The 23,084-nt window shown below is 71.5% G+C and carries 21 protein-coding genes, 1 tRNA gene and 1 rRNA gene; 14 read left to right on the top strand and 9 right to left on the bottom strand.

Annotated elements, in window-relative coordinates; translation table 11 throughout:
• Positions 1 to 13: 13 nt before the first annotated feature.
• Both ACS5PV_RS27395 and ACS5PV_RS27390 read left to right on the top strand, forming a co-directional pair.
• Positions 14 to 826 (top strand): hypothetical protein, encoded by an 813-nt coding sequence (locus ACS5PV_RS27395; RefSeq protein ID WP_455398494.1) that lies wholly within the window; start codon positions 14 to 16, stop codon positions 824 to 826.
• Between the two features lie 154 nt (positions 827 to 980).
• On the top strand, positions 981 to 1,664 hold the full coding sequence (locus ACS5PV_RS27390; RefSeq protein WP_455398493.1) for a sigma-70 family RNA polymerase sigma factor: 684 nt from the start codon (positions 981 to 983) through the stop codon (positions 1,662 to 1,664).
• 8 nt (positions 1,665 to 1,672) lie between these two features.
• Here ACS5PV_RS27390 and ACS5PV_RS27385 read toward each other — a convergent pair whose 3' ends face one another.
• Positions 1,673 to 1,948 (bottom strand): hypothetical protein, encoded by a 276-nt coding sequence (locus tag ACS5PV_RS27385; protein WP_455398492.1) that lies wholly within the window; start codon positions 1,946 to 1,948, stop codon positions 1,673 to 1,675.
• A 520-nt stretch (positions 1,949 to 2,468) separates the two neighbouring features.
• Here ACS5PV_RS27385 and ACS5PV_RS27380 point away from each other — a divergent pair.
• From ACS5PV_RS27380 to ACS5PV_RS27370, 3 genes are all read left to right on the top strand, one after another.
• Positions 2,469 to 2,789 carry a hypothetical protein gene (locus ACS5PV_RS27380; protein ID WP_455398491.1) on the top strand — a complete coding sequence of 107 codons (321 nt, stop codon included), beginning with the start codon at positions 2,469 to 2,471 and terminating at the stop codon, positions 2,787 to 2,789.
• Between the two features lie 98 nt (positions 2,790 to 2,887).
• Positions 2,888 to 4,057, top strand: coding sequence for a mandelate racemase/muconate lactonizing enzyme family protein (locus tag ACS5PV_RS27375; RefSeq protein ID WP_455398490.1), 1,170 nt, complete (start codon positions 2,888 to 2,890; stop codon positions 4,055 to 4,057).
• A complete protein-coding gene (locus ACS5PV_RS27370; RefSeq protein ID WP_455398489.1) occupies positions 4,054 to 4,497 on the top strand; it encodes a GNAT family N-acetyltransferase in 444 nt (147 codons plus the stop codon). Before ACS5PV_RS27375 ends, ACS5PV_RS27370 begins: the two co-directional genes overlap by 4 nt.
• 1 nt (position 4,498) lies before the next feature.
• On the opposite strand, the gene ACS5PV_RS27365 is transcribed toward ACS5PV_RS27370, so the two are convergent.
• On the bottom strand, positions 4,499 to 5,509 hold the full coding sequence (locus ACS5PV_RS27365) for a TRAP transporter substrate-binding protein (RefSeq protein WP_455398488.1): 1,011 nt from the start codon (positions 5,507 to 5,509) through the stop codon (positions 4,499 to 4,501).
• A 221-nt stretch (positions 5,510 to 5,730) separates the two neighbouring features.
• On the bottom strand, positions 5,731 to 7,008 hold the full coding sequence (locus ACS5PV_RS27360; RefSeq protein WP_455398555.1) for an alpha/beta hydrolase: 1,278 nt from the start codon (positions 7,006 to 7,008) through the stop codon (positions 5,731 to 5,733).
• Positions 7,009 to 7,299: 291 nt separating this feature from the next.
• Between ACS5PV_RS27360 and ACS5PV_RS27355 the strand changes: the two genes are divergently transcribed.
• The 5 genes from ACS5PV_RS27355 (at position 7,300) to ACS5PV_RS27335 (ending at position 14,333) form a co-directional block, all read left to right on the top strand.
• Entirely contained in the window at positions 7,300 to 8,091 is a 792-nt protein-coding gene (locus ACS5PV_RS27355; protein ID WP_455398487.1) for a glycosyltransferase family 2 protein, read from the top strand.
• A 199-nt stretch (positions 8,092 to 8,290) separates the two neighbouring features.
• Positions 8,291 to 11,872, top strand: a complete 3,582-nt coding sequence (locus tag ACS5PV_RS27350) for a CheR family methyltransferase (protein WP_455398486.1) — start codon at positions 8,291 to 8,293, stop codon at positions 11,870 to 11,872.
• Positions 11,862 to 12,611 carry a Crp/Fnr family transcriptional regulator gene (locus tag ACS5PV_RS27345; RefSeq protein ID WP_455398485.1) on the top strand — a complete coding sequence of 250 codons (750 nt, stop codon included), beginning with the start codon at positions 11,862 to 11,864 and terminating at the stop codon, positions 12,609 to 12,611. The genes ACS5PV_RS27350 and ACS5PV_RS27345 overlap by 11 nt, the downstream gene beginning before the upstream one ends.
• Positions 12,612 to 12,975: 364 nt before the next feature.
• Positions 12,976 to 13,233, top strand: a complete 258-nt coding sequence (locus tag ACS5PV_RS27340) for a hypothetical protein (protein ID WP_455398484.1) — start codon at positions 12,976 to 12,978, stop codon at positions 13,231 to 13,233.
• A gap of 545 nt (positions 13,234 to 13,778) precedes the next feature.
• The gene (locus ACS5PV_RS27335) at positions 13,779 to 14,333 is read left to right on the top strand and encodes a hypothetical protein (RefSeq protein ID WP_455398483.1); all 555 of its coding nucleotides are present in this window, start codon (positions 13,779 to 13,781) and stop codon (positions 14,331 to 14,333) included.
• 6 nt (positions 14,334 to 14,339) lie between these two features.
• On the opposite strand, the gene ACS5PV_RS27330 is transcribed toward ACS5PV_RS27335, so the two are convergent.
• From ACS5PV_RS27330 to ACS5PV_RS27320, 3 genes are all read right to left on the bottom strand, one after another.
• Complete coding sequence (locus ACS5PV_RS27330) at positions 14,340 to 16,061, bottom strand: sensor domain-containing diguanylate cyclase (protein WP_455398482.1); 1,722 nt, start codon at positions 16,059 to 16,061, stop codon at positions 14,340 to 14,342.
• Positions 16,062 to 16,196: 135 nt separating this feature from the next.
• Positions 16,197 to 16,436 (bottom strand): hypothetical protein, encoded by a 240-nt coding sequence (locus tag ACS5PV_RS27325; RefSeq protein WP_455398481.1) that lies wholly within the window; start codon positions 16,434 to 16,436, stop codon positions 16,197 to 16,199.
• A 194-nt stretch (positions 16,437 to 16,630) separates the two neighbouring features.
• The gene (locus ACS5PV_RS27320; protein ID WP_455398480.1) at positions 16,631 to 18,187 is read right to left on the bottom strand and encodes a tannase/feruloyl esterase family alpha/beta hydrolase; all 1,557 of its coding nucleotides are present in this window, start codon (positions 18,185 to 18,187) and stop codon (positions 16,631 to 16,633) included.
• Between the two features lie 103 nt (positions 18,188 to 18,290).
• On the opposite strand from ACS5PV_RS27320, the gene ACS5PV_RS27315 reads away from it, so the two are divergent.
• A complete protein-coding gene (locus ACS5PV_RS27315; RefSeq protein WP_455398479.1) occupies positions 18,291 to 19,928 on the top strand; it encodes a GMC family oxidoreductase in 1,638 nt (545 codons plus the stop codon).
• A 195-nt stretch (positions 19,929 to 20,123) separates the two neighbouring features.
• On the opposite strand, the gene ACS5PV_RS27310 is transcribed toward ACS5PV_RS27315, so the two are convergent.
• Positions 20,124 to 20,414 (bottom strand): ribbon-helix-helix domain-containing protein, encoded by a 291-nt coding sequence (locus ACS5PV_RS27310; protein WP_455398478.1) that lies wholly within the window; start codon positions 20,412 to 20,414, stop codon positions 20,124 to 20,126.
• A gap of 190 nt (positions 20,415 to 20,604) precedes the next feature.
• Here ACS5PV_RS27310 and ACS5PV_RS27305 point away from each other — a divergent pair, with 190 nt between their 5' ends.
• The 3 genes from ACS5PV_RS27305 (at position 20,605) to ACS5PV_RS27295 (ending at position 22,814) form a co-directional block, all read left to right on the top strand.
• Positions 20,605 to 22,077: an amino acid permease gene (locus ACS5PV_RS27305; RefSeq protein ID WP_455398477.1), complete on the top strand. Its 1,473-nt coding sequence runs from the start codon at positions 20,605 to 20,607 to the stop codon at positions 22,075 to 22,077.
• Positions 22,078 to 22,167: 90 nt separating this feature from the next.
• The gene (locus ACS5PV_RS27300; RefSeq protein ID WP_455398554.1) at positions 22,168 to 22,566 is read left to right on the top strand and encodes a (R)-mandelonitrile lyase; all 399 of its coding nucleotides are present in this window, start codon (positions 22,168 to 22,170) and stop codon (positions 22,564 to 22,566) included.
• Positions 22,567 to 22,583: 17 nt separating this feature from the next.
• Entirely contained in the window at positions 22,584 to 22,814 is a 231-nt protein-coding gene (locus ACS5PV_RS27295) for a tautomerase family protein (RefSeq protein WP_455398476.1), read from the top strand.
• Positions 22,815 to 22,861: 47 nt separating this feature from the next.
• Here ACS5PV_RS27295 and ACS5PV_RS27290 read toward each other — a convergent pair.
• Positions 22,862 to 22,938, bottom strand: a tRNA-Met gene (locus ACS5PV_RS27290).
• Between the two features lie 42 nt (positions 22,939 to 22,980).
• Positions 22,981 to 23,084: ribosomal RNA gene (gene rrf, locus ACS5PV_RS27285) — 5S ribosomal RNA — on the bottom strand; the annotation flags it as partial.

Below are 23,084 nucleotides of genomic sequence, written 5' to 3'. Positions count from 1 at the left end.
CGAGGATGACGGCATGACGCTCCCGCCCGGCTTGATCCCTATCGACGCGATCCCACCCGGCCTCGTCCCGTTCGCCTTCGACCTGTTCGTGCCGGACTACCCGGCTCTGCGCTCCGGCCGGTGGCAGGTGCATCACGGCGCGAACCTGCTGTGCCAGGGCTACTGGAGCCCGGCGCGGCTGGTGCCGCGGGTGACGGCGCTGCTGCGCGACCACGACACCTGGATGTCGACGACGCCGATCGAGCTGGAGAGCCAGGAGACCGGGGTGCGCCTGGCGCGCGGGCACGTCGTCGTGTTCGGGCTGGGCCTCGGCTGGTCGACGGTGGCGAGCGCGCTCCGGCCGGAGGTCACCGCGGTGACGGTGGTCGAGATCGACCCCGAGGTGCTGGCGCTGCACCGGGAGCTCGACCTCGCCGCCCAGCTGCCGCCGGCGGCGCGGGAGAAGATCCGCATCGTCGAGGGCGACGCCCATGCCTGGCGGCCGGACCGGCCGGTCGACCTGCTGATGCCGGATATCTGGCTGCCCCTCGTCTCCGACGACCGGGTCGCGGAGGTGCGCCGGATGCAAGGGAACGTGCAGGCGAAGGCGATCTACTTCTGGGGCCAGGAACTCGAGATCGCCCGCCACGCCGTCGCCGCCGGCCGCGCCCTCGACGAGGACGGCATCCGGGCCACCGTCTCGGAGTTCTCCCTCCCGCTGATCGGGCCCGCTTCCCCCGGCTACGCCGGCAAGCTGCGCCAGGCGGCGGCCCGGCACATGCGCGGGCGCTGGCTGCCGGGCACGATCCCGCCCGACCTCTCGGGCGTCCTGACCGCGGCGGCGTGAGTGCCCGGCCTTTGGTTATGCTGCATTGTCTACGACGAACCGGCATCCTCTGCGCCGGACGATGCTCCGGCCATGCCGGACGGACTAGTACGGCTGGATCATTGTAATGGTATGGCAAGGCATGCCTTAAGCGCCGGTCATCGGAGACCGCACGATGGCGCCGTCGCTCAAGACCCTCGAGACCCACCCGGTCCGGCCCGCGCCGGAAGCCGCCGAGGCGCCGTCCCTGCCGGCCGGCATCCAGGCGCATCTCGGGGCGGCCCTGCGCGCCACCTACGACGACGCCGCGCTCCCGCCCTCCGCGCAGCTGCACGCGCTGGTCGCCCGCCTCGCCGAGGCCTTGGCCGGGCTCGACACCGCGGCGGCGGAGGCCTTCCGCCGCGACCTCGTCGAGGAGGTGCCGCGGCTGCGGCGCCGGGCCGTGACCCTGTGCAACGACCGCACCCGCGCCGACGACCTGGTGCAGGAGACGCTGCTCAAGGCCTGGGCGGCGCAGGACCGGTTCGTCCCCGGCACCCACCTCTCGGCCTGGCTCTACACCATCCTGCGCAACAGCTTCTATTCCGACCACCAGAAGCGGGCGCGCGAAGTCGGCGATCCCGACGGGGTTTTCGCCGCGAGCCTGGTCTCCCTGCCGGCGCAGCAGAGCACCCTCGACCTGCACGACCTGCAGGCCGCCCTCGACCGCCTGGTGCCGGACCAGCGCGAGGCGCTGCTGCTCTCGGCCGTGCACGACCTCTCCTACGAGGATATCGCGACGGCGATGGAGTGCCGGGTCGGCACCGTGAAGAGCCGGATCAACCGCGCCCGGGCGCGGCTCGCCGAGCTGCTGGGCTGAAACGCCTCTTATCGGTTGCAGCCGACGCAGATGCCGGTGTCGATCCGGTCGTCGACGCGCTCCTGGCGGGTGCGGTCGTCGACCCGGCGCTCCAGGCGATGGTCGATCGCGCCGGGACGCGGCACCGTCTGGCCGACCGAGCTGGTGTTCGGCGCCGTGATGGTGGAGCGCGGCCCGCCCCCGGTGCCGGTCTGGTCGGGGAGCCCTTGCGCCTGCGCGAGGGACCCGGCGGAGACGAGCGCCCCGGCGAGGAGCGCGCGGATGAGCGAATGCGATGCGGGCATGATGGGCTCCTGTCGCAGGAGGACCTGACTCCACGGGGCCGCCGCGCGGCCGCCCGCAGACCCTAACGCACCAGGGGCGCCGCCGTTGCGCCGGGGACCCGTCGGTTCACGACCGCCGCCGGGGAACCGTGTCCTCCCTCGTGTCGGGATGATGACCGAACACGCCGATGGCGACCAGGACGGCAACGAGCCCCAGGGCGATCAGGAACACCTGCATCTCAACTCCTTCGCGCGGGACGGGTCGCGACCGGACCCCGCGCACTCCCTTTCAAGATCCGCGCCACCTTCTGCCGGGTGGCGATAGCCGCCGCCCCATGACGACAGGACGACAGGACGACAGACCGCCTACTTTGCATGCAGAGCTGCCTGCCTGCCAAGACGTCAGGCCGTGTCGGGCGGCGGGGACATGGGCCTGGGACACGCGGCCAAGGCGCGCAGCCGGGCCGCTCGATCGGGAACGGCGGGCCGCCCCTGCCGTTGCCCCGGTCCGATCGTACCCCGAACCGCGGACAGACCCGACATGCCGACCCGCCTCCTTTCCGCCCTCTCCCTGGCGCTCGCTGCCGGCGCGCTCCTCGCCGGCCCCGCCGCCGCCCAGGGCATCAACAACGGCACCGGCGTCGCCCCGCCGTCGAGCGGCAACACCGGCTCCGGCATGTCGAGCCAGCCGCCGGGCACCGGCATCGGCGGCAACAACCCGGGCAGCATGGGCTCGACCGGCTCGCAAGGGTCGAGCGGCGGCAACATGGGCCCGGGCCCGACCGTGCAGCGCGAGGGCCCGACCGGCAGCGGCGCCCCCGGCACCGGCCCCGGCTCGCAGAAGAACGGCAAGCCGCAATGAGGTCCTGCGTCTCCGGCTGACATCTGCGCCCCGCGCATTTGTCAGCGCGGGCGCGCGCCCCTACGAGACGGATCGTCAGCCTCCCGAGGGGTTTCGCCATGCGCATCACCGCCATCCGCGACATCGTCGCGCCGATCAAGTCGGACATCGCCAACGCCTGGATCGACTTCTCGACCATGACGGCGAGCGTGGTCGCGGTGGTGACCGACGTGGTGGTCGACGGACGTCCGGTCGTCGGCTTCGGCTTCAACTCCAACGGCCGCTACGCCCCGCAAGGGCTCCTGCGCGAGCGCTTCATCCCGCGCCTGCTCGCCGCGCGGCCGGAGGACATCCAGGACGAGGACGGGCTCCTCGACCCCCACCGGGCCTGGGGGGTGATGATGAAGAACGAGAAGCCCGGCGGCCACGGCGAGCGCTCGGTGGCGGTCGGCGTCCTCGACATGGCGCTGTGGGACGCGCTCGCCAAGGCGAAGGGCGTGCCGCTCTGGCGGCTGCTGGCCGACCGCTACCGCGGGGGAGAGGCCGACGCCAGGGCCTGGGTCTACGCCGCTGGCGGCTACTACTATCCGGGCAAGGGCCTCGACGCGCTCAAGGACGAGATGCGCTCCTACCTCGACCGGGGCTACAGCACCGTCAAGATGAAGGTCGGGCTCGTGCCGCTCGACGAGGATCTCGCCCGGATCGAGGCGGCGCTCGGCGTCCTCGGCGGCGACGGCTCGCGCCTCTGCGTCGACGTCAACGGCCGCTTCACGCTCGAGGAGGCGATCCGCTTCGGCCGGGCCATCGCTCCCCTCGGGCTGCGCTGGTACGAGGAGCCGGTCGATCCCCTCGACTACCTCGCGCATGCGGCGCTCGCCACGACCTATGACGCCCCGCTCGCCACCGGCGAGAATCTCTTCTCGCATCAGGACGCCCGCAACCTGATCCGCCACGGCGGCTTGAGGCCCGACCGCGACATCCTGCAATTCGACCCCGCCTTGTCCTACGGGCTGGTCGAGTACCTGCGCACCCTCGACGTGTTGCAGGCCCACGGCTGGTCGCCGCGCCGCTGCGTGCCCCATGGCGGGCACCAGTTCGCGCTCAACATCGCGGTGGGCTTAGGCCTCGGCGGCAACGAGAGCTACCCGGACGTCTTCGCCCCCTTCGGCGGCTTCGCCGATTCCGTGCCGGTGGAGGACAGCCGGGTCGCGATGCCGGACGTGCCCGGCATCGGCTTCGAGGCGAAGAACGCGCTCTACGCGGTGATGCGGCCGCTGGAGCGGGCGTGAGCGTCCGGACGGCCCGCGCCTCCGACCTGCCCGCGCTCCTGGCGCTGTTCGCCGCCTCGGAGGTCAGCGCCGCCGCCGCGCCGCCTGATGCCGAGCGCCTGTGGCGGGAGACCCTGGCGCATCCAGGCGTCACCGTGTTCGTGGCCGAGGCGGGCGGGTGCCTGGCGGCCACCTGCATGCTCGTCACCGCGCCGAACCTCCTGCGCGGCGGGCGCGCCCACGGCTTCCTGGAGAACGTCGTCACCCATCCCGACCACCGGGGATGCGGGCACGGCCGCGCCGTCGTCCGGGCGGCGCTTGCGCGGGCCTGGGCGAGCGGCTGCCACCACGTCCTGATGCAGAGCGGGCGGGCCGACCCGCGGGTGCACGCCTTCTACGAGAGCCTGGGTTTCGTGCCGGGCCGGCGCACGGCCTACGTCGCCCGCCCGCCCACGGTCTGACCTACGACACCGCCCCGGCGAACTTCTCCAGGTGGGCCCAGGCCTCGGCCCCGTACTTGCCCTTCCACTCGGTGTAGAAGCCCGCCTTGCGCAGGCGCTCCTGGAAGGGGGCGGCGGGCGCGTCGTTGATCGCGAAGCCGGCCTTGCCCAGCGCCTCGCGCATCGCCACGCCCTGGCTCGCGATGTCCTGGCGCTGGTCGAGGGCGGCCTGGTTGAAGTGGCGGGCGAGCACCGCCCTCGCGTCCTCGGGGAGGCGCGACCAGGTCCGGTTGCCGGACATCAGCCAGAACCCGTCCCAGATGTGGTTGGTGAAGGAGAGGTACTTCTGCACCTCGGCGAGCTTGAAGCTCGTGATGATGGCGAGCGGGTTCTCCTGGCCGTCCACCACCTTGGTCTGCAACGCCGAGTAGGCTTCCGAGAAGTTGAGGGCGACCGGCGCGGCGCCGAGCGCCCGGAAGGCGGAGGTGAACAGCGCGCTGTTCGGCACCCGCAGCTTCAGCCCGTCGAAGCCTGACGGGCCGGTGATCGGCCGGAGGCTGGTCGTGGTCTGGCGAAAGCCGTTGTCCCACATCCGCTCGAACGGCACGAGGCCGGCCTTCACGATCTCGCCCCGAATGAAGGCGCCGAGCTCGCCGTCGACCGCCGGCCAGACCTTGTCGTAGCCGCTCCACGCGAAGGCGATGTTGATGAGCGAGGCCCGCGGCACCAGCGTCGCGAGGTTCGAGGAGGATTGCGCGAACATCTCGAGCGCGCCCGAGCGCAGCTGGCTCAGCATGTCGGAATCCGAGCCGAGCTGGCCGTTGGGGAACACCGCCACCTCGACCGCGCCGTTCGTCTCCCGGGCGACCTTCTCGGCCGCCTCGCGCAGGCGGATCGTCGCCGGATGGGTGTCGGGGGTGACGACACCGCATTTGAGCCGCAAGCCCCCGGCCTGCGCGCGGACCCACGGGGCGGGAAGGAGCGCGGCGGCGGAGCCGGTCGCGAGCAGGCTGCGGCGCGTGACGGAGTACATGGTGTCGGCCTCCCGGGATGTCCCATCGCCGTCGGTCCGACGCGGGATCTCGTATCGGACGCACGCCTTAAGCCGAGTCGCGGCGTCGCGCCACGGCGGGGTGGCCGCGAGCGACGCCCCTAAGCAGACTTGCGTTGGCAGGCCAACGCTTCGTCCGCTTAGCTTCGTGATTTGTCGCAAATTTTTGTCGCAAAACCGGCGGCCACTTTTGCGAAATCTGCTTAGCGCCCCCCGAGCGCCCGCGCCGGCGCGGTGGCGAGGTCCACCGCTCCCTCCGCGGTGTCGCCGATGCCCTGGCCGAGGTTGCGCAGGTGCTCGCCGTAGGTCTCGCGGCTCTGGGCGTCGATCACCGCGACCGGGGCCGAGACCGCGAGGCCGGCGGCGGTGCCGACGGTGGCGGCGGCGCCCGCGGTCATCTGGACGATGCGGTCGGAGAGGCCGACGCGGGAATCGGTGATGGTCTGCCCCTGCGCCAGCCGGTTGCCGAGCAGGGCCACGAGCTGCGGGCTGCCGGCGAACTTGCCGTGGTTGAGGGCGTCGCTGCCCTTCATGGCGGTGAGGTTGAGGACCGCGATGTTCTCGCGGGCAAGCTCGCTGCGATAGGGCTCGGTCGACGGATCGATGGCACCTAACCGCGCGCCGGAGCTGCCCCAGACGAGCCGCGAGACCGCGAGCGCGTTGTCGTCCTGGGACACGAACAGGCTGAGCCGCGGCCGCGACGGGCCCATGTCGCGAAACGCCTCGCGGGCGAGGTCGACGTCGACGTCGGGGGCGGCCAGCACCACGTCGCGGATCTTGCCCGCCACGCGCCCGTCGCGGATCGCCATCTGGCGCAAGGATTCGAGCACCAGCCAGTTGCCCATCGAGTGGGCGAGCACCGTGATCTCGGCGACGTCCGGGTTCTGGGCGAGGCGGCGCAGCACGCCCTCGAGCGCGTTGCGCGAGTAGTTGGTGCTCTCCCGGTCGTAGCCGTAGGCGAGCACGCTGCCGCGCGAGGGCCAGGTGAACAGCACCGGCACCACCTCGGCGCGGGTGTCGTGCACGATCTGGGCGAAACGGTAGACCGCGTCCTCGAAGCGGTTGTTGAAGCCGTGGACGAAGACCAGCACGTGGCGCCTGCCGGCGCGCGCCGAGTGGCGCAGGCGGGAAGCGGCCTCCGGCCGGTCCAGGGTCTCGGTCTTGAGGGTGACGAAGTCGGTGGCGGGGTTGCCGGGCAGTTCCTTCGGCCACTGCACCGTGCCCGGCTGGCGCACGGAATCCGGCGGGATCGAGACCGTGATGTCGGCGTAGGACAGGGCCGGCCCGCGGTCGCCCGAATACATCTCGCCCGGATTGGCGGCGGTCTTGCGCGTCGTCGCCACCAGCATGTCGACCCGCGAGGCCCCCGGAACCGTCGCGGATACCGGCGCCAGCACGCCCTTCGGCGTGCCGGCACAGGCGCCGAGCCCGGCCGCGACGAGGAGGATCCCCAAGGTCCGACTCCGCACGAAAACCCCCATCACCGACCGACCCGCTCCCCGCCCGCCGCCCGAACCCTGCGGCACCCGCCGATTCCTCGCGCCCGATTCTCCAGAGCACGTCTTAAGGATGAGCCAAACCGGTGCGGCGCCAATGGGGCGGCGGAGCCGGAGCGCGTTTCTGCCGGCGGCCGTGGCCGCCGGGGCACGCTTCCCGCCCGCCGGCGGGCGGGACCGGCCGGAGCCGGTTTCCACGGGTGGGCAAGATGCTCTAGAGGCTGCCCGATCCTCCCTCCCGCGCGAGCGGGACGGGCTCCTCGCCCCTCGTCGTCCATGGCCGCCCCGCTTCCCCTCTCGATCTTCCTCATCGCGCGCAACGAGGCCGACCGGATCGGCGCCACGCTGACCGCCGTGCGCGACCTGACCGACGACCTGATCGTGGTCGATTCCGGCTCCACCGACGGCACGCGGGAGCTCGCCGCCTCCCTCGGCGCCCGCGTGATCGAGCGCGACTGGCCCGGCTACGGGCCGCAGAAGCGCTTCGCCGAGGAGCAGTGCCGGCACGTCTGGATGCTGAACCTCGACGCCGACGAGGTAGTGCCGCCGGAACTCGCGGCCGAGATCCGCCGGCTGTTTGCCGCCGGCGAGCCGCCGCACCCGGCCTACGAGCTCGGCATCGCCGAGGTGTTTCCCGGCGAGGTCCGCCCGCACCGCCTCGCCTACACGCTGTGGCCGGTGCGGCTCTACCGGCGCGACCGCGGCCGCTACTCGCCCTCGCCGGTGCACGACCGGGTCGACCTCGAACCCGGCGTCACGACCGGGCGCCTGCGCGGGGTGATCCACCACTTCTCGGTCCGCTCGCTCGGCGACCAGCTCGACAAGCTCAACCGCTACTCCGACCAGCAGGCCGACGACCTCGAGGCGCGGGGCGTCCGGATCCCGACCTGGCGCCTGTTCGTCGAGCTGCCGGGCAACTTCCTCAAGGCCTATATCGGCCGGCGCCACTGCGTACGCGGCGCCTACGGCTTTCTCACGGCGATGAACTACGCGATCTCGCGCCACCTGCGGGTCGCCAAGCACTACGAGCGCCGGATCGGCGGCCGGCCCGGGGCGCCCGGCCGCTGACGGCGCCGGTTCCATCCGGCCGCCCGACCGGTGTCGAAGCCGGGCTTGCGGGGCGGGTGCGAGGCTCGACGGGCCGGACACCCGCGCCGAAAACCCGGGATCGCCGGCCGGTCGGCCTGACAGCGGATTGTCGGGCGCGTATGCTCGAAGGCGGTCCTCAAGACCTCACTGGCCCGACGCACACCGGAGGCGACGACCCTTGGCGAGGAAGATCCGTGCGGAGCCGGGCACCGACGACGCGGCCGACCCGTCGCCGGAGGGGCCGGTGATCGTCGGCGTCGGTGCGGCAGGCGTCGCGATCGACTCCCTGGAGCGCTTCCTCGCCCACGCGCCGGAGATGCCGGACGTCGCCGTCGTGGTGGCGCTCCAGCAGCGCGAGGCGATCGACGAGACGCGCTGGCGCACCGTTCTGGCGCGGGCGGTCGCCCTGCCGCAGGCTCCGGTCGGCGAGGGCGTCGCGGTCGAGGCCGGGCATCTCTACCTCCTGCCCGAGGGCGGCATCGTGACCCTGTCGCAGGGGAGGTTCCGCCTCGCGCCGGAAACAGACGGGCCGAACGGACGGGGCGGGCTCGACACCTTCCTGGTCGCCTTGGGCGAGGACCAGGGCGCGAACGCCGTGGCGGTGGTGCTCGCCGGCACCGGCAGCGACGGCACGCTCGGCGTCACCGCCGTCAAGGCGGCGGGCGGCCTGACCCTGGCCGAGCCGCAAGGGGACGAGGGCCCGTCCGGCAGCACCGCCGCCGCGCTTGCCGACCACGTCGTGCCGCCCGAGCTGATGGCCGACCGGATCCTGTCCTACGCCCGCCACCTGCGCCGCAACGCCGAGGTCCGGCCGGCGGAGGCCGATGCCGCGGGCGATTCCCTGATCCGCATCGCCACCATCCTGCGCAACAAGACCGGCCACGACTTCCACGGCTACAAGCAGAACACCTTCCTGCGCCGCGTCCACCGCCGGATGCAGGTGGTGCAGGTCGAGACGATCGAGGCCTATGTCGAGCACCTGCGCGCCGATCCGGACGAAGTGCAGAACCTGTTCAACGACCTGCTGATCGGGGTGACGCAGTTCTTCCGCGACCATCGCGAGTTCGAGCTGCTCGAAGCCGAGGTGATCCCGCGGCTGTTCTCCGGCAAGGGCTCGGGCGACCAGGTCCGGGTCTGGGTGCTCGGCTGCGCCACCGGCGAGGAGGCCTACTCGATCGGCATCCTGCTGCGCGAGCACATGGCCAAGCTCGACGCGGTGCCGCAGGTGCAGATCTTCGCCACCGACATCGACGGGCGGGCGCTGGCCTCGGCCCGGGTCGGGCGCTACACTGAGGGGGTGGCCCGCCAGGTCCGGCCCGACCGCCTCGCCCGCTGGTTCGTCAAGGAGGGCGCGACCTACAGCGTCGTCAAGGAGCTGCGGGAGATGTGCATCTTCTCCCAGCACAACGTGATCAAGGACGCCCCGTTCTCGCGCCTCGACCTCATCTCCTGCCGTAACCTGCTGATCTACCTCAACGGCGAACTGCAGAACCGGGTGATCCCGCTGTTCCACTTCGCCCTGCGGCCGGGCGGGTTCCTGTTCCTGGGCAATTCCGAGAACGTCACCCGGCACGCCAAGCTGTTCGCACCCGTAGACCGGCGCTACCGCATCTTCCGGCGGCTCGAGAGCGCCACCCGGGTGCTGCCGGAATTCCCCCTCACGGTGATCACCGACCGGCGCCAGGCGGAGAGCGGGGGCTTGCGGCCGCGCACGATCGAGGGCGGCCTCGCCCGCCGGGCCGAGCGGGTCGCCGAGCGCTACGCCCCGGCCTACGTGGTGGTCGACGAGGCCTACGACGTGCTGCACTTCTCCGGCCGCACCGGCCGCTACATCGACCCGGCGACGGGGGCGGCGAGCCTCAACCTGCTCAACCTCGTCCACCGCGACCTGCGCCTCGACCTGCGCGCCGCCCTGCTCAAGGCGGGCGCCGAGCACCGCACCGTCAAGGCCGAGCGCACCGCCATGGGCACCAACGGCGAGCGGCGCCTCGTCACCCTGGTGGTCGAGCCGGTGCCCGGGGGCGACGGCCCGCCGAGCTTCGTCATCCTGTTCCAGGAGGGCGAGACCCTGGAGGGCGACGGCACCGAGGAGCCGACCCCGACCTTCCTGCGCGACGAGCACGTCCAGCGCCTGGAGAGCGAGCTGCGCCTGACCCGCGAGCGGCTGCAAGCGACGATCGAGGAGCTGGAGAGCACCAACGAGGAGCTGAAATCCTCCAACGAGGAGTACCAGTCGATCAACGAGGAGTTGCAATCCGCCAACGAGGAGCTCGAGACCTCGAAGGAGGAGCTGCAATCGGTCAACGAGGAATTGCAGACCGTCAACGGCGAGCTCGGCCACCGGGTCAACGACTTAGGGAGGGCTAACAGCGACCTGAAGAACCTGCTCGAGAGCACCCAGATCGCCACGGTGTTCCTCGACAACGAGTTCCGGGTGAAGAACTTCACCCCGGCGGTGACCGACATCTTCCACCTGATCGATTCCGACCTCGGCCGGCCGATCACCCACATCGCGGCGCGCATCCACTACCCGGAGCTGCCCGAGGACGTGCGCAAGGTGCTGCGCACGCTCGGCACCATCGAGCGCGAGGTCGGCAGCCCGGAGAGCGGGGCGCGCTACCTCGCCCGGGTGCTGCCCTACCGGTCGATCGACAACTTCATCGCCGGCGTCGTCATCACCTTCCTCGACATCACCGCCACCGCCCGGGCCGAGCGGGCGCTGCGCGCGAGCCAGGAGCGCTTCCGCCGGATGGAGCGCATCGTCCCGGCCTTCCTGTTCACCGCCGATGCCGATCTGAACTGGCTCTACGTCAATCCGCGCTTCTACGAGCATACAGGTCTCGAGGACGGCAAGGCGCTCGGCCTCGGCTGGCTGACCGTGATGCACCCCGAGGACGTCGAGGAGAACCAGCGCCGCTGGCAGCGGGCGGCGTCCACCCGCGAGACCTTCGAGCACGAGTTCCGCATCCGGGCGGCCGCCGGCACCTACCGCTGGTTCACCGTCCGGGCCGAGCCGACGGCCGATCCGGACGGGGGCGCCGTCACTTGGTTCGGCTCCTGCACCGACAGCCACGAGCGGCGGATGGCCGAGGACCGCCAGCGCCTGCTCCTCACCGAGTTGCAGCACCGGGTGAAGAACATCCTGGCGGTGGTGCGCTCGGTGGCCAACCGCACCGCCGAGGGGCAGGCCTCGCTCGACGACTTCGTGATGCATTTCGACGGCCGGCTCGGGGCGCTCGCCCGCGTCCAGAACATCCTCACCCGCAGCCCCGACGCCGCCACCGACCTCGCCGAACTGATCGGCGAGGAGGTCCTGTCCCACGCGGTGCGGGACGGCGGCCAGGTGACCCTCGACGGCCCCGAGGTACGCCTGCCGCAGAGGACCGCCGAGACCCTCGGCCTGGCGCTGCACGAGCTCGCCACCAACGCGATCAAGTACGGGGCGCTCGCCCGGCCCGAGGGGCGGATCGCCATCACCTGGCGCGTCTACGGCGCCGGGCCGGAGCGCCGCCTGCGGCTCGAATGGCAGGAGAGCGGCGTCACCGTGCTGCCGGCCGCGCCGACCCGCCGCGGCTTCGGGCGCGAGCTGATCGAGCAGGGGCTGGTCTACGAGTTCGGCGCCACGACCGCCCTGGATTACCGCCCGGGTGGCGTGCGCTGCGTCATCGAGATGCCGATCCGGTCTCCGGGCCGCGGGTCGCAGGGCCCGGACTCGGTCGCGGCCGAGGATCCGTCCGCGGAGGCCGCCGATGCCGGGTGAACCCCTCGCCCGCGCCCCGGCCGTGCCGGACGCGGCGCTGCGCCGCCTCTCCGGCTACGCCGCGCTCGCCGCCGAGGAGGCGGCCCTGCTGCGCCAGGTCACCGCCCGCCCGGTCCTGGTGCCCGCCCGTACCGAGCTCGTACGCGACGGCGAGGCGGCGCCGCGGCCGCAGGTGCTGCTGGAGGGCTGGGCCTGCCGCCAGCGCCTCCTCGCCGACGGTCGGCGCCAGATCGTCGTCGTGCTGCTGCCCGGCGACCTGATCGGTCTCGACCGGCGCCGGCGCCCGCTGTCCTTCGGCTCCGTCACCACCCTGACCCCGGCCCAGATCTGCGAGGCGGGCCCCTTGCGCGACGTCGCTGCGGGCTCGGGCCTCGGGGGCGGAAGAGAGGCCGGGCTCGCGGCGGCCCTCCGGCAGGCGCGGGAGATGGAGGAGATCTGGCTCGTCAACCAGGTGGTGCGCCTCGGGCGCCAGACCGCCTACGAGCGCGTCGCGCATTTCCTGCTGGAGCTGCGCGAGCGGCTGGCGGCGGTGGACCGGGTCCAGGAGAACCGGTTCTCGTTCCCGATCACCCAGGAGGTCCTGGCCGACGCGCTCGGCCTCAGCGTGGTGCACATGAACCGCACGATGCAGCAGCTGCGCCGGGACGGACTGGTGGAGCAGCGCGCCACCGCCATCACCCTGCGCGACGTCCCGGCCCTGGTCTCGATCGCGGACTATACCGGCACCCACGGCGCCTGACGGTGGGCGACGTCGCTTGGTGCCGGTCGATTTTCACATAGGTGATGGAACGGCCCGAAAAAGACCAGCAACATCGCGAGTGTTGCGGCAATTCTTGCCCGACCGTCCCTGCTGGCCCGGTCTCGACCGGGTGGACGACCATCAGGGATGTTGCTGAGGCCCCCAAGTCGACTTCACCGCCCTGCTCGCTCCCGCCGGCAGGGCCTCTTTTTGCCCGGGACCCTACGCCTTTCGCGGGCGGGCGACGATGCCGCGTTGCCACCTCCGCCCGATCTTCCCATCCTGCTTCCTGCCGCTACGACGGACGGCGCCTCCTTCCGGGGCAGGCTCCGCCTTCCAGGCCACGGACGAGGGGAGAGCGGGCGTGGAGGATTACCGGGCCGAATTGCTGCGCCAGGTCCGCCTCGGCGACATCGCCACGGGCGAGGCCGCGGGCGCCTGCCTGCCGGGCCTGCTGCGCCGCCTGAAGCACCACGAGGCCCGCGCCGGCACGGCGCCGCACCCCTTGCGCCTGTACCATCTCTGGCGTCGCAACAGCCTGCGCCGGCAGGTGGCCGACGCGCGCTGGCACGTCGAGCAGGGCCGCGCCGCTCGGATGGGCGAACTCGCCTCGCGGCGCTGAGGCCTGCTCCCCCGACAGATCCTACATCCCACTGCGTCAGCCCGGGTCCGCGAAAGCGGACCCCGGGATCCATACCCGCTGGCAGATCGGAAAGAGGCGGAACGCGACGCACCTCATTCCAAGACGACAGCAGTCGTGGATCCCGGGTTGTCGCCGTCAGCGAGTCCCGGGACGACACCGCGCAATGCCGGATCAGTCTCCTCGATCGGACAGTCAGGCTCTCAGTGCAGGTAGCCGAGGAAGAACAGAATCAGGATGATCGGAAGCGGTATGCCGATCAGCCAGAGCAGCCCACCCTTCATCATCGTCGCCTCCATATCTCTGTGAATACTGTCATACATACTCGTATGGAGTAGTAACGGAGCTTGGCGCGATCCGGTTCCGCGGGATCCTGGATACTCATCGGGGGTTGCAGGGGCGGCAGCCTCGGAGGCGAGGCGAATTCCTCGACACGGCGCCTTCCCCACCGCTAAGCTCGCTGCCACGCCGAGGATGGCGGCACGGGGCACGAGACCCGGCGCCGCGGGCGGACAGGGGGGCCGTTCATGGCCGAGATCAAGATCGTCGCGGGCAGCTGCGGCAAGGGACGCGGGCAGTACGAGGCGGGAGTGTTCACGACGCCGGACGGCGTCGAGCGCGGGGTCGACACGGTCGTCGCCATCGAGTCGCATGGCGGCGTCACCGGCGAGCGTGGCTGGGGCGAGCAGGTGCTGACCGGCATCAAGGGCGGCCTCGGCCTCGCCTCGCAGCTCGACCTGACCGGCGCGGCCGGCCTGGCCGCCTCGGCCCTGGCCTCCGTCGAGGCCGACGAGAGCCAGCCGAAGGCGCTCGTCGAGATCGCCTTCGCGGATGGCGGGGTCGTCGTCGCCCTGGCGGATGCGAGGCTTGCCGCCCTGGTGACGCATGACCGCGAGGTGCTGCGGGTCGGATTCGCGCGGGCGGCGAGCCGCCTCGCGGCCCTGCCCGCCCCGGACTCGACGGCGGCCGGACCGTTGCAGGTCGCGAGCGACGCGGTTCAGTCCGCCGCCGAGGCGGCCGGCAGCAGCCTGACTTCCGCCCTCGGCTTCGTTCGGCGCTCCGTGCGCCTCGAACGGGGGTGAGCGCACTTACGCCGCCCGCCCGACCTCCGCGATCTCCGCCGCCGTACTGACGCGGTCGCGTCCCCGCGCCTTGGCCTCGTAGAGGGCCGCGTCGGCGCGGGCGATCGCCGCCTGGATATCGGCATCCCGGGCCGACACCGTCGCGACCCCGACGCTGAGCGTGACGGGAATCGGGCATCCGCCATGCGCGATCTCGGCCCCCCGCGCGGCGGCGCAGAGGCGCTCGGCAATGAGCGACGCCTCGGCCTCACCGAGGCCGACGAGCAGCACCACGAACTCCTCGCCGCCGAAGCGCGCCACCGTGTCGGTGCCGCGCACCGCCTCCGCCAGCAAGGCGCCAACATGGCGGATCACCGCATCGCCGGCATCGTGGCCGTGCTGGTCGTTGACGCGCTTGAAGTGGTCGATGTCGGCGACCAGCACCGCGACCCCGCAACGGCCGTTCCTGGCCTGGGCGAAGGCCTCCTCGGCCGGCCCGGCGAAGCCCCGCCGGTTGAGGAGCCCGGTGAGCACGTCGGTGCCGGCGACCTGGCGCAGGTCCTCGATCTGGCGCCGGTAGAAGGCGGCGACGCGGGTCGACCGGATCGTGGCGTCGCTGAGCTCGCGCTCCGCCGTGCCGATGCGCCGCAGGAGCGAGCGCAGGGAGGCCGAGAGGGCGACGAATTCCCGGGCGCCGTCGAGGCGGGGCAGGGTCGTGGCGTCGGCCTCGCGGCCGATCCGGTCCGCCGCGGCGGTCATCCGGCGCAGCGGCGCCGCCGCCCGGTGACCGAGGCACCAGGCCAGCGCGATGCCGATCGCGGCCGCCGTCGCCCCGAGGGCGAGCAGCGCCTGGACCGAGCGCTGAACCGGCGCGAGCGCCTGCGCCTCCGGGCGCGTCGCCACCACGATCCAGCCGAGGCCGGGATCGCCGCCGGCGATCTCGCGCCGCTCGCCCTTCGCCGCCGAGGCGAAGCCGGCGAGCACCGTGTCGGACCCGAGCACGGCGGTGAACTGGCCGTGGGTCTCCTCGACCATGGCGCCGACCCGGGCCGGTCCGAACGGCGTCGTGCCGAGCTGGGGCCCGAGAATCACGCGGCCGCTGCGGTCGAGCACCCACAGCTCGGTGCCGGGCAGGCCCTCGTCGAGGAGTCGCCGACGGGCGCGGATCGCCCAGTCCCAGCTCAGATGGCCGCCGAGCACGCCCACGACCGTCCCGGCGGAGTCACGAACCGGCGTCGCGAGGTCGACGAGGCGCAGCGGCTCGGACTCGGATCGCACGAGCAGGCGGCTCAGCAGCGGCGCCCCGTGCACGTCGCCGACATTCGGCCGCGCGAGCCCGGTCTCGAACCAGGCCTTGCCGTTCATCGCCACGCCCTCGAGCATGCCCTCGGTGCCGATCCGGATCCGGCCGTCGGCGGCGACGAAGCCGAGCCAGGCGTAGTCCGGTGCCGTGGTCCGCATGGCGGTGAGGACGCCGCGGACCATCGTGGCGTCGCTCGTCCAGCGCTCGCGCAGCGGCTCCAAGCCGGCGACGACCTGGATCTCGCGGAAGCGCTCGCGCAGGGTGACGTCGAGGGTCTCGGCCATGCCGGCGGCGAGGCGGGCGAGGCGTGCCTCGGCCAGCCGGACGGCACTGCGGCGCTCGAGCCAGACGGCGCCGCCCACCGTCGCCCCGACCAGGGCGAGGCACAGCAGCCCGACCAGCGCAGCGAGCTGGTGCTCGAACCGCAGTCGATTCCTGAACGACACGACGCACCTCCGGGCCAGGAGGCCGTTGTCGCCCGCATCCCTCACCAACCGGTTCAGCGGATCGGCGGCATTTGAGCGACCGGGCGTTCCCCCGGGGACAGTCGCGAGGGAAAACCCGGTCCTCCCGGCTCGGCCCTACGTTTCCAGGGGGTGGCGTCGCCCCTGGCTGTGCAGGCGCCGCTCCTGCGCCCCGCGCTCGGCGGCGTCGGTGAGCTGGGTGATCAGCGCGCCCGCCGCGCCGAGGGGGATCAGCAGGAAGACCGTGCCGCCATCCGGCCCGCTCACCTCAGCCGCCAGCGTGTCGCCACCGTCGATGGTGCTGACGGCGGTGATGCTGGTGATCGAGAGAACCCGGGGTCGTGCGTCGTCGCTCATACTGCCACTCCTGCGGCACAGATGCCACGAAAGCGGCCCTGAACAATGGCTAACACGTTACACTAAAGGAAAATTCCCCCCGCCACGGCGGGACGGCGGAAGTTTTTCCACGCCTTTAGCCGACCGGTCGAGACCGATCAGGGCGAACGGCCTAAGCCGGTCAGCTCCGATGTCAGGGCCGATCGAGGCCGCCCTCACGGCGCCGCGCAGGCGAGGCCGGCGCCCTCGGGCCGGGGATCCTGCGGATAGGCGCAGACCGGGCGCGACCATTGCACCGCCCCGCCGGAATCGCGCTTCGTCATGACGAGCTCGCGCGGCGCCTCCCCGGCCTCGACCCAGCGCTCCAGCGCCGTCAGCGGATCGATGCCGGTGTCACCGATGCCCGGCCCCTCGGTGCCGATGCCGCAATGGTCCATGCCCGGGACCATGAACAGCCGCGCGGTCTTCGCCAGGGCGTCGAGGCCGCCCGCCCCCTTCGCCAGCGCCTCGTAGAAGGCGACGCTCATGAACGGCGTGACCAAGGGATCGCCCCAGCCGTGATAGATCAGGAGCTTGCCGCCGGCGTCGCGAAACGCCGAGAGGTCGGCCGCCGGCCGCACCGTTCCGGCGGCAGGATCGTAGGTGGCGGCGTTGTAGACTTGCGCCTGCGGCGCCATCCGGGCCGGATCGGTACCGAAATCGAAGTCCGCGACGCGGTAGGACGGGCCGGGCGAGGGCCAGAACGCCATGTAGCGCAGGAAGTCGGCGGAGAAGAGCGGCAGGATCGCCGGGGCGTTGCCCAGGCCCGTGAGCCAGCGCGGCCAATGCGCCTCGGAGCCGCGCGGGATGCCGCCGGGATAGAGCGGCCGGCCGCCGGCATCGGTCGGCCCGGCATACCACTTCTCCACCACCCCGATCTCGGCCTCGCTCAGGCAGGTGTCCGAGGCCGCGCCGGTGCAGCGCAGGGACGCAGGCTCGAAGCTGCATCGCCGCGGGTCGGCGACGAGGCCGGACTGCTCCTTCGTCCCGCAGGCCGCCGCCACCGCCTCCGTCACGAGCCTCGCCCGCGGCGTCGTCAGGATCGGCTTGCCGTCCGGGCCGGTATTCGCCTTCGTCACCCAGGCGAAGGACGTGGCGACGAGGCCGGTATAGTCGAGGGCGGGTGCCCCGCTGATGATCCCGTCGAAGTCCTTGGGGTATTTCAGCGCCTCCATCGCCGCCATGCGGCCGCCGGTGGAGCAGCCGGCGAAGTAGGATTTCTGTTGCGGCCGGTCGTAGAAGGCCCGCACCAGCACCTTGCTGACCCGGGCGGTCTCGGTCACCGCGCGCTGGCCCCAATCCATCCGGGCGACGAGGTCGCCCGCCGCCCAGCGCCCGTCGGCCGAGCCGGTGCCCCAGTGGCCCCCGTCCATCGTCGAGGCGGCGTAGCCCCGGCGCAGGCCGTAATTCATCGCGTTGGTGAAGCCGGGTGCGTCCGACAAGAGCGTGCCGCAGAACCCGCCGCAGCCGGTGCCGTAATACTTGCCGTTCCAGTCCCGCAACGGCAGCCGGACCTCGAAGCTGGTCGCCGGCCGTACCGTGCCGAGCACCCGGCAATAGGCCGGCAGGTCACTGGTCGCCGGCACCTCGGCGGCGGAATGGAGGTTCACCGCCTCGATCCGGAGGTTGGCGAGCGCCCCGCACTCCCCGGCGAGCACCGGTCCCGCCAAGAGTCCGGCGGCCAAGCCCAGACCGGCGGCGAGGCCCGCCGCGATTCCAACCTTGCGCCCCATGCCTCTCCCCCCTGTTTCGGGAGAGCTTAGCCGCAACCTCTTGCGTCGTCGCCAGCGGAATGCGCTAAACCCGCCGGAACGACAGATCAGGGCGGGAAACGCGATGGCAGGCAGCAGGCCGGGCGAGGGATTCGAGGATTTCGGCACCTACGACGACATCGTGGTCGGGGCGGGCTCGGCGGGGTGCGTGCTCGCCAACCGCCTCTCGGCCGATTCCCGCCGGCGAGTGCTGGTGCTGGAGGCGGGCGGGCGCGACAACTGGATCTGGTTCCACATCCCGGCCGGCTACCTCTTCGCCATCGGCAACAAGCGCGCCGACTGGCTGTTCACCACCCAGGCGGAAGCCGGCCTCAACGGGCGCCAGCTCGCCTATCCCCGCGGCAAGGTCATCGGCGGCTCGTCGGCCATCAACGCGATGATCTACATGCGCGGCCAGGCCGCCGATTACGACGGCTGGCGCCAGCTCGGCCTGGCGGGCTGGGGCTGGGACGACGTGCTGCCCTACTTCCTCAAGCACGAGGACCACATCGCGCCGCCGAACGAGTTCCATCGCTCCGGCGGCGAGTGGCGGGTCGAGCCGCCGCGGATCCGCTGGGCGATCCTCGACGCGATCCGCGACGCGGCGGAGGCCGCCGGGATCCCCAAGATCCCGGACTTCAACACCGGCGACAACGAGGGCTCGTCGTATTTCCAGGTCAACCAGCGCCGGGGCCGGCGCTGGAGTGCGGCCCGCGGCTTCCTCAAGCCGGCGCTGAACCGCCCGAACCTGCGGCTCGAGACCGGAATCCACGTCGAGCGGGTGCTGATCGAGGACGGCCGCGCCGCAGGCGTGGTATTTTCCCGCAACGGGCAGCGTTACCTCGCCCGCGCGAACGGCGAGGTGGTGCTCTCGGCCGGTGCGGTGGCGACCCCGAAACTCCTTGAACTCTCCGGCATCGGCGACGGGGCGCGGCTCCGTGACCTCGGGGTCGAGGTCGCCCATCACGCACCGGGCGTCGGCGAGAACCTGCAGGACCACCTCCAGATCCGGCCGGTCTACAAGGTCACGGGCGTCCCGACCCTCAACCTCTCCTACGCCAACCTGGTCAAGCGCGGCTGGATGGGGGTGGAGTACGCGCTGTTTCGCACCGGGCCGCTCACCATGGCGCCGAGCCAGGTCGGGGTGTTCACCCGCTCCTCGCCCGATTACGCCACCGCCAACCTCGAATACCACTTCCAGCCGCTGTCGCTCGACAAGTGGGGCGACGGCCTGCACCGGTTCGGCGCCTTCACGGCGAGCGTCTGCAACCTGCGCCCGTCGAGCCGCGGCAGCGTGCATGCGGGCAGCCCCGACCCGCTGGCGCCCCCGGAGATCCGGCCGAACTATCTCTCGACCGAGGAGGACCGCCGGGTCGCGGTAGACTCGCTCAAGCTCACCCGCCGCATCGTCGCCCAGGCGCCGCTCGCCCGCTACCGGCCGGAGGAGCACCTGCCGGGGCCCGGCATCACGAGCGATGCCGACCTGCTCAAGGCCGCGGGCGATCTCGGCACCACGATCTTCCATCCCGTCGGCACCGCCCGGATGGGCGCCGACCACGATGCCGGCGCGGTGCTCGACGCGCGCCTGCGGGTGCGCGGGGTGCGGGGCTTGCGGGTCGCCGACGCCTCGGCGATGCCACGCATCACCTCGGGCAACACCAACTCGCCGACGATCATGCTGGCCGAGAAGGGCGCGGCGATGATCCTCGAGGATTCGCGCTAGAGAGCTTCACGATCACGGTGCAATCGCGAAGCTCTCTAGATCTTTAATTATGCCGCATTTTCTACCACGAACCGGTATCCACTTCGTCGGAAAATGCCCTAAGCAGTTTTCGCCGAAGTGGTTGCCGGTTCGGCGCCAAAAATCTGCGGCAAAACAAGACCCTGAGCGGACGAAGCGTCGGCCTGCCGACGCAAGTTACTCGGCCGCCATCAGCACCGGGGCGCGGCTGCCCTGGGAGAGGTAGATCAGGCAGGAGCAGCGCAGGAGCGAGGCGAAGTTGCGCACCTCGCCGTGCCGCTCCAACACCTCGTCGTGGAGCTTGGTGGCGAACTTCGCGACGCTCAGGCCCTCCTGGCGGGCGATCTCCTCCAGGATGGTCCAGAACGCAGTCTCGAGGCGCAGCGAGGTGCAGTGCCCGCCGATCCGCAGCGAGCGCGTCTCGTAGGCGTAGCGCTCCGGCGTCTGCTCGGCGAAGATCCGGCACATGGGGGCTCCTCCTGTCATTGTTGCCGAAGCATATTGAAGCGAGGGACGCCTCGGCAAGCCGCCGATGCGTCGCGGGCGAGAGGATTGCGGTGCAGCAATCTCGTCTTCGCGCGAAACCCGGTGGTCATCACGGTGCAGCTTTGACGGTGACGCTGCGTTGACTTCTCCAGGGAGCCTCGGAGGACGCGCGATGGCACAGGAGAGTGTAGCGGACGGGCTGATGCGGACGAAGCCGATCGACCGCCTGCGGCAGGACGCGGAGGGCGGCGGCCAAGGCCTGGAGCGCACGATCGGCCCGGTGAGCCTGATCGGGCTCGGCATCGGGGCGATCATCGGCGCCGGGCTGTTCTCGCTCACCGGCATCGCGGCGGCGGAGAATGCCGGCCCGGCGGTGGTGATCTCGTTTGCCATCGCGGCGATCGGCTGCGCCCTCGCCGGCATGTGCTACAGCGAGCTCGCCAGCATGATCCCGGTCTCGGGCAGCGCCTACACCTACGCCTACGCCACGATGGGCGAGTTCGTCGCCTGGATCATCGGCTGGGACCTGGTGCTCGAATACGCGGTCGGCGCCGCCACCGTCTCGGTGAGCTGGTCGAAATACGTCGCCACCCTCTTGCAGGACTGGGGCATCATCCTGCCGCCGCGGCTCCTCCACTCGCCGTTCGAGACGGTGCAGCTCGCCGACGGCTCGACCGTCCACGGAATCGTCAACCTGCCGGCGGTCCTGATCCTGTGCCTGATCTCGCTCCTGCTGATGCGCGGCGTGCGTGAGTCGACCCGGGTCAACAGCGTGATCGTGGTGGTGAAGGTCGCGGTGGTGCTGGCCGTGGTCGGGGTCGGCCTGTTCTACGTCAAGGCGCAGAACTACGTCCCGTTCATCCCCGACAACACCGGCACCTTCGGCGAGTACGGCTGGAGCGGCATCATGCGGGCGGCCGGCGTGGTGTTCTTCGCCTATATCGGCTTCGACGCGGTCTCGACGGCGGCGCAGGAGGTGAAGAACCCGCAGCGCACGATGATGATCGGCATCCTCGGCTCGCTCGCGGTCTGCACCGTGCTCTACATCGCCTTCGCGGCGGTGCTGACCGGCCTCGTCCCCTACGCCTCGATGAAGGGCGACGCGGCGCCCGTCGCCACCGCCATCAAGCAGACGCCGTTCCCCTGGCTCCAGACCCTGGTGACGCTCGGCGTCATCGCGGGCTTCACCACCGTGATGCTGGTGCTGCTCTACGGCCAGTCGCGGGTGTTCTTCGCCATGGCGAACGACCGGCTGCTGCCGAAATTCTTCGCCGCGATCCACCCGACCTGGCGCACGCCGTACCGCTCGAACCTGTTCTTCATGGTCTTCGCGGCGCTGCTGGGTGGCCTCACCCCGATCAGTACGCTCGGCCACATGACCAGCATCGGCACGCTGCTCGCCTTCATCATCGTCTGCGCCGGCGTCGTCATCATGCGACGCACCCACCCGGACGAGCCGCGGGGCTATCGCGTGCCGCTGGTGCCGCTGGTGCCGGCGGCCGGCATCCTGGTCTGCCTCGGCATGATGCTCTCCCTCGACGGCGAGACCTGGCTGCGACTGGTGGTCTGGCTCGGGATCGGGCTGGCGATCTACTTCGGCTACGGCCGGCGCCACAGCCGGGTCGGCCGCGACGCGGTCCGCTGACGGACCTGAGGCCCCTCCCCTGGCGGGGCCGACGGCGACTGGGCTATGGCAAGACCGATCGCGCGGGATGCGCGCCAGGAGGCCATCGCCATGGAGATCCACCGGAGCGGGTCCCGTCCGTCACAGACGGGCTCCGCGGAGTACTTCACCGGCCGGGTGCGGATCGACCCGCTCCTCAGCCCGCCGGACCCGGCCCGGGTCGCCGGCGCCCACGTCACCTTCGAGCCCGGCGCGCGGACGGCCTGGCACACCCATCCCCTCGGCCAGACCCTGATCGTCACCGCCGGCCTCGGCTGGGCGCAGGAAGAGGGCGGACCGGTCGAGGAGATCCGGCCCGGCGACGTGGTGTGGTTCCCGCCGAACGTGCGTCATTGGCACGGGGCGACCGCGACCACCGGCATGAGCCACATCGCCATCCAGGAGAAGCAGGACGGCAGCGCCGTGACCTGGCTCGAACAGGTCACGGACGCCGAGTACGGCGCCCGCTGAGGGAGGATACGGGACCCATGCCGCACGTCATCGTGAAGCTCTATGCCGGCCGCACCGACGAGCAGAAGCAGCGCATCGCCGACGAGATCACCAAGGCCCTGATGAATGCCGCCGGATCGTCGGAAGGCTCGATCTCGGTCGGGATCGAGGATGTCGAGCCGAGCGCCTGGACGGCGACCGTCTACGAGCCCGACATCACCGCAAAGGCCGGCACGATCTTCAAGAAGCCGGGCTACGCACCGGCCTGAACGCGAAAAGCCCCGCCGGCGTTCGCCGGCGGGCTTCGTCGTCGGTTTGGTTGCGGGGACAGGATTTGAACCTGTGACCTTCAGGTTATGAGCCTGACGAGCTACCGGGCTGCTCCACCCCGCGCCAGGGTGTTGTCGTGAGGAGGCAATGTGACGTGCTTGGCAGGTCTGGCGGTGACCGACTCTCCCGTGTCTTGAGACACAGTACCATAGGCGCTGGGGCGGTTAACGGCCGAGTTCGAGATGGGATCGGGTTCTGATCACCCCGCT

This window comes from Methylobacterium sp. Gmos1 (assembly GCF_053764715.1).
Note: the sequence above shows the minus strand (reverse complement) of the source record. Positions and strands in the feature narration are given on the sequence as shown.

What these genes read in the sequence shown, in the direction of transcription:
- ACS5PV_RS27395 (WP_455398494.1), top strand. Translation starts at nt 14, where the DNA reads ATGACGCTCCCGCCCGGCTTGATCCCTATCGACGCGATCCCACCCGGC.
- ACS5PV_RS27390 (WP_455398493.1), top strand. Translation starts at nt 981, where the DNA reads ATGGCGCCGTCGCTCAAGACCCTCGAGACCCACCCGGTCCGGCCCGCG.
- ACS5PV_RS27385 (WP_455398492.1), bottom strand. Translation starts at nt 1,948, where the DNA reads ATGCCCGCATCGCATTCGCTCATCCGCGCGCTCCTCGCCGGGGCGCTC.
- ACS5PV_RS27380 (WP_455398491.1), top strand. Translation starts at nt 2,469, where the DNA reads ATGCCGACCCGCCTCCTTTCCGCCCTCTCCCTGGCGCTCGCTGCCGGC.
- ACS5PV_RS27375 (WP_455398490.1), top strand. Translation starts at nt 2,888, where the DNA reads ATGCGCATCACCGCCATCCGCGACATCGTCGCGCCGATCAAGTCGGAC.
- ACS5PV_RS27365 (WP_455398488.1), bottom strand. Translation starts at nt 5,509, where the DNA reads ATGTACTCCGTCACGCGCCGCAGCCTGCTCGCGACCGGCTCCGCCGCC.
- ACS5PV_RS27360 (WP_455398555.1), bottom strand. Translation starts at nt 7,008, where the DNA reads ATGGGGGTTTTCGTGCGGAGTCGGACCTTGGGGATCCTCCTCGTCGCG.
- ACS5PV_RS27355 (WP_455398487.1), top strand. Translation starts at nt 7,300, where the DNA reads ATGGCCGCCCCGCTTCCCCTCTCGATCTTCCTCATCGCGCGCAACGAG.
- ACS5PV_RS27345 (WP_455398485.1), top strand. Translation starts at nt 11,862, where the DNA reads ATGCCGGGTGAACCCCTCGCCCGCGCCCCGGCCGTGCCGGACGCGGCG.
- ACS5PV_RS27335 (WP_455398483.1), top strand. Translation starts at nt 13,779, where the DNA reads ATGGCCGAGATCAAGATCGTCGCGGGCAGCTGCGGCAAGGGACGCGGG.
- ACS5PV_RS27325 (WP_455398481.1), bottom strand. Translation starts at nt 16,436, where the DNA reads ATGAGCGACGACGCACGACCCCGGGTTCTCTCGATCACCAGCATCACC.
- ACS5PV_RS27320 (WP_455398480.1), bottom strand. Translation starts at nt 18,187, where the DNA reads ATGGGGCGCAAGGTTGGAATCGCGGCGGGCCTCGCCGCCGGTCTGGGC.
- ACS5PV_RS27315 (WP_455398479.1), top strand. Translation starts at nt 18,291, where the DNA reads ATGGCAGGCAGCAGGCCGGGCGAGGGATTCGAGGATTTCGGCACCTAC.
- ACS5PV_RS27310 (WP_455398478.1), bottom strand. Translation starts at nt 20,414, where the DNA reads ATGTGCCGGATCTTCGCCGAGCAGACGCCGGAGCGCTACGCCTACGAG.
- ACS5PV_RS27305 (WP_455398477.1), top strand. Translation starts at nt 20,605, where the DNA reads ATGGCACAGGAGAGTGTAGCGGACGGGCTGATGCGGACGAAGCCGATC.
- ACS5PV_RS27300 (WP_455398554.1), top strand. Translation starts at nt 22,168, where the DNA reads ATGGAGATCCACCGGAGCGGGTCCCGTCCGTCACAGACGGGCTCCGCG.
- ACS5PV_RS27295 (WP_455398476.1), top strand. Translation starts at nt 22,584, where the DNA reads ATGCCGCACGTCATCGTGAAGCTCTATGCCGGCCGCACCGACGAGCAG.